The organism is Psittacicella hinzii, assembly GCF_003585885.1.
GTDB lineage: Bacteria > Pseudomonadota > Gammaproteobacteria > Enterobacterales > Psittacicellaceae > Psittacicella.
The window spans coordinates 1-4,611 of the sequence record NZ_NRHC01000051.1 but is presented as its reverse complement, the minus strand read 5'-3'; the positions used below and the strand labels follow the sequence as shown (position 1 = coordinate 4,611).

3 protein-coding genes and 1 tRNA gene are annotated in these 4,611 nt (G+C 32.7%); all 4 read left to right on the top strand.

What is annotated here, in order from left to right; translation table 11 throughout:
• Positions 1–89: 89 nt before the first annotated feature.
• The 4 genes from pepN (at position 90) to orn (ending at position 4,423) form a co-directional block, all read left to right on the top strand.
• Positions 90–2,735, top strand: a complete 2,646-nt coding sequence (gene pepN / locus CKF54_RS04580; RefSeq protein ID WP_222987515.1) for an aminopeptidase N — start codon at positions 90–92, stop codon at positions 2,733–2,735.
• Between the two features lie 226 nt (positions 2,736–2,961).
• Positions 2,962–3,684: a 1-acylglycerol-3-phosphate O-acyltransferase gene (locus CKF54_RS04575; RefSeq protein WP_222987514.1), complete on the top strand. Its 723-nt coding sequence runs from the start codon at positions 2,962–2,964 to the stop codon at positions 3,682–3,684.
• Positions 3,685–3,760: 76 nt separating this feature from the next.
• A tRNA-Ser gene (locus CKF54_RS04570) sits at positions 3,761–3,850 on the top strand.
• Between the two features lie 21 nt (positions 3,851–3,871).
• Positions 3,872–4,423 (top strand): oligoribonuclease, encoded by a 552-nt coding sequence (gene orn, locus CKF54_RS04565; RefSeq protein ID WP_119525192.1) that lies wholly within the window; start codon positions 3,872–3,874, stop codon positions 4,421–4,423.
• The last annotated feature ends 188 nt before the right edge of the window (positions 4,424–4,611 follow it).

Sequence of the window (4,611 nt, the reverse complement as noted above, 5' to 3'; positions counted from 1 at the left end):
TAGAGGCTAAATTTTATTATCTTAGGTAAAAATTTACTTGTTAAAGTGTGATAAGATAAGGACTAATAGATTTTGTTAAGGTAATGTTAATGAGTGAAAAAGTACTACGCCGTTTAGATTATAAACCTTTAGATTACACGGCAACTAAAGTTGATTTAAATTTAAGATTAGATCTTCCCCTTACTAGAGTTAGTAGTAAAATTTTGGTAAAAGCTTTAAATCCATCAGCTACATCTTTTGTTTTAGACGGACAAAAACTAAATTTAATTTCTTTGAAGTTAAATGGGCAAGTTTGGACTGATTATACTTTAGAAAAATTAGATGGTCCTGACGGTTTTGAGAAGCTACATGTAGACGTGAGTTCTTTAGAACAAAGAGATGAATTTGTTTTAGAGATTGAAAATGAATTTAATCTTGAAACTAACTTGGCTATGTCAGGAATTTATTTATCTGACCAAGTAGTTGTTTCTCAATGTGAAGCCGAAGGCTTTAGAAGAATTACCTATTATTTTGATAGACCTGATTGTCTAGCGGAATTTACCACACATATTGAAGCTAAGGATAGTTACCAATACTTATTATCAAATGGTAATTTAATCGCTTCTGGTAAATTGGAAGATGGTTGGCACTTTGCAACTTGGCATGATCCATTTCCTAAACCTTGCTACCTCTTTGCTTGTGTAGCTGGTAACTTTGATGTTCTCGACGATAAATTTGTAACTAAATCAGGTCGTGAAGTCAAACTACGCTTATTTGCTGAACCAGGACGTTTAGAAGAAATCCGTTTTGCTATGGAAGCTATTAAACGTTCGATGAAGTGGGATGAAGAGCGCTTTGATCTAGAGTATGACTTAGATATTTTTATGGTTGTAGGTGTTGGTTATTTCAATGCTGGAGCTATGGAAAATAAAGGTTTAAATATTTTCAATGAAAGCCTATTAATTGGAAATAAAGATACATCTAACGATCAAAACCTATTCTTAATCGATTCTGTAATAGCGCATGAATACTTCCATAATTGGACAGGAGACCGTGTAACTTGTCGAGATTGGTTCCAGTTAACTTTAAAAGAAGGGTTAACGGTATTTAGAGATCAAGAGTACTCTGCTGATACAGTCGATAGAACGATTCAGCGTATAAAAAATGCAAGTCAAATCCAAACTTATCAGTTTAATGAAGATAAGAGTCCGCTCGCGCATCCAATTAGACCTGATGAAGTTGAGTCACAAGATAATTTCTATACGACCACCGTATACGAAAAAGGTGCAGAAGTAATACGTCTTCTACATACCTTAATAGGTGAGGAAAATTTCCAAAAAGGGATGAAGTTATACTTTGCTCGTCATGATGGTAAAGCTGTAACTTGTGATGATTTTGTCGATGCTATGGCAGATGCTTCAGGTTACGACCTAAGTCATTTTAGACTTTGGTATAGCCAGTCAGGTACCCCTGAGGTTACGGTAACAACATCTTACGATGCTGAGACAAAAACCCAGGATGTAAGCTTTAGTCAGGTTACTCCGCCAACCTTTGATCAAAAAGATAAGCAACCTTTAACTTTAGCGTTAAAAACAAATTTCTTAACTGCTGATGGTAGAACTTTAAGTAACTTAACTACGACAACTGGAGAAGTAGTTCCAGAACTAATTGTTTTCTCAGAACAAAGCTATAGTTTTACACTGGCAAATGTGCCGGAAAAGTTAACGATAGTTACTAATTTAGATTTCTCTTCTCCTGTAAGAATTAAACAAGAGCTAACAAGTGCAGAGTTAGCAAATATTGCTGCTAATAGTCAAAATCTTTTTGCTAAATATAATGCTTTTAATGAATACTATAATAGTCTCTATACTCTCAATGAGCAGGCTTTTACTGCTAATCCTAAGGTTGAGCTAGTTGTTGATCAGTATTTCATGGAAATTTATCAAAATCTTTTTGCGCATGCTTTAGAAAATCCAGGTATAACAGCGGAGATTTTAAGCTTCCATTCGGCTGCTAAAGTTATTGCTGGTTTAAATAAGGCTGTAGATCCAGTTGTTTATAGTAGAATTGATAAAGCGATCAAAGAGAAAATCTATCAAACCTTTGCTGAACGGCTTTTAGCAATTTACCAAGCACTGCCATTAAGAGAGTGGGAATATAAAGCAGAGCATTTTGGTGAAAGAGCTTTACGCAGTGAGTTATTATCACTATTAACAATCACAGGTAATAATTTAGAATTAGTAGAGAGCTTAGAAAATAAAGCAACTTGCTTTAATGATCGTGAAGCTGTAATCAGTGCGGTAGCGGATAATGATTTAACAAGCTTAAGATATCTGCTAGATAAATTTGCTAAAGATTTTGTTAAACATCCTACGAGTTTAGATGTTCTTTTAACACTACTCATTAAAAATGCTAAGTCAGTTGAGCAGATTGAAGAAATTTTAGCTCAAGCTCCACAGTTTGATCTTAATAAACCTAATTCAGTTTATACCCTAATGGGAGGCTTAAGAGCAAATTATAATGTGTTCTTTGCTGATAATGGATTAAGTTACCTTAAAGATCTTATTGTAAAAATAGATAAGAACAACCCAGCAGTTGCTGCTTATATTTGTCGCTTCTTTGCTAGATATGATAGCTACCTTGAACCTCATCGTGGTCGCATATTAAAAGTTCTAGCGGACTTAGTACAAAACTATCAATTATCAAAAAATACCACAGAAATTCTTACAAGAACTTATAAAGCAAGTTTAGCGTAAGTTTAAAATTATATTCTAGTTCCCTCTTAAGATTTCTTAAGAGGGAACAAAGTTAAAAAAGTTTGACAATTTTTTAGATAGTAATATAATTTAGAGGGTATTTTGTAAGTAAACGAAGATTATGTATTATATTATTGCTTTTATACGTACCTTTGTTATATTAGCCTATTGGTTAATATTATGTATGGTAGCTTTTATTCTTTGTCTTTTTAAATTAAAAGACAAAATGAATATGTACAGAATAGCTTATTTTGTAAGACCTTTATTACGTCCAGTTTATGGCTTAAACACAAAGGTTGAGCAAGAAATGGATTCTTTACCAAAAACTGCAGTATATATCTCAAATCATCAGAATACACTAGATATAGTTACTTTAGCTAAGATGATTCAACCTAATACCGTAACTGTAGGTAAGAGACAATTATCTTGGATTCCTATTTTTGGTTGGATGTACTGGGCTTCTGGTAATATTTTGATTGAGAAAACCTCAGCAAGTAAATCTTACAAAACCGTTCAACAGGTAGTAGAAAAGATAACAAAGCACAAATATTGCGTTTGGTTATTCCCTGAAGGAACAAGATCGTATGGTCGATGGGAAATTGCGCCATTTAAATCAGGTGCTTTTTTAACTGCAATTGAAGCAGGAGTTCCTATTGTCCCAATAGTTGTATCTAATTTAAATGAATACAAATTAGGTAAACTAGATAATGGTACGGTAATTATGAAGTACCTAAAACCTATAAATACTAAAGGTATGTCAAAGAGCCAAGCTAAGCAATTAGCTAAAGAGTTAGAAAAAGTATTTTTAGACGAATATCGTAAGTTAAATCAAAAAGTAAAAGATAAAGATTTTACTGACTGTAAGGATATGGCTAAGTTTAATTATATTGAAACTCAAGAATGGCTTGATAATAATCCTGAATATCAATTCTCAACAATCGAAAAATAACTTTAGCATAGCTAAAGTTAACAGAGCAAACTCACTATATTATTTTCTTTTTTAAAAACACTATTATTTTTTTCTTGGTGAGATGTCTGAGAGGTCGAAAGAGCACGCCTGGAAAGTGTGTATACGTTAACGCGTATCGAGGGTTCGAATCCCTCTCTCACCGCCATTATTTTTTTAAGGGTTGAGCATGACTAAAAATCTAGGAGATAAGGATACAAATCTAGTATGGATTGATTTAGAGATGACAGGTTTAGATCTAGATAAAGATGCTATTATTGAAATCTCAACAATCGTTACTGACAAGGATTTAAATATTCTTGCCTATGGTCCAAATCTAGCTATTCAAACTCCTGATGAGGTACTAAATTCAATGAGTGATTTTGTTCTAGAGATGCATACAAAGAATGGTTTACTCGAACGTGTTAAGAACTCAAATGTTACTTTAGCTCAAGCCCAACAACAAACTTTAGAATTTATTCAGCAATATACTAATGTAAAAACTTCTCCTTTATGTGGTAACTCCATTGCTACTGATAAGATGTTTTTAATTAAGTATATGCCAGAGGTAGTTGAACATTTACATTATCGTTTAATCGATGTATCTACGATTAAACAATTAAACTTCCTTTGGGGATTTGATTATAAATACGAAAAAGGTGATACTCATTTAGCGTTAGATGACATTAAAGCTTCTATTGCAGAGTTAGCTTTCTATCGTGAAAAATTCTTTCAGAAATAAAATAAAAAGAAGTAGCTTTATTTAGCTACTTCTTTTTATATACTTTGCTAAAAATGTGAGAAGTCTTATCTTTAGGGATTCCCGAAGCCAATCAAAAAATAAACGATATCTAACTTTTGAACATTAGTGTTAGATTAAATAAATCATCTTCGATTTCTTTGAAAAACTGTTTGGCTTCAGGGTATTCT

What these genes read in the sequence shown, in the direction of transcription:
- pepN (WP_222987515.1), top strand. Translation starts at nt 90, where the DNA reads ATGAGTGAAAAAGTACTACGCCGTTTAGATTATAAACCTTTAGATTAC.
- CKF54_RS04575 (WP_222987514.1), top strand. Translation starts at nt 2,962, where the DNA reads ATGAATATGTACAGAATAGCTTATTTTGTAAGACCTTTATTACGTCCA.
- orn (WP_119525192.1), top strand. Translation starts at nt 3,872, where the DNA reads ATGACTAAAAATCTAGGAGATAAGGATACAAATCTAGTATGGATTGAT.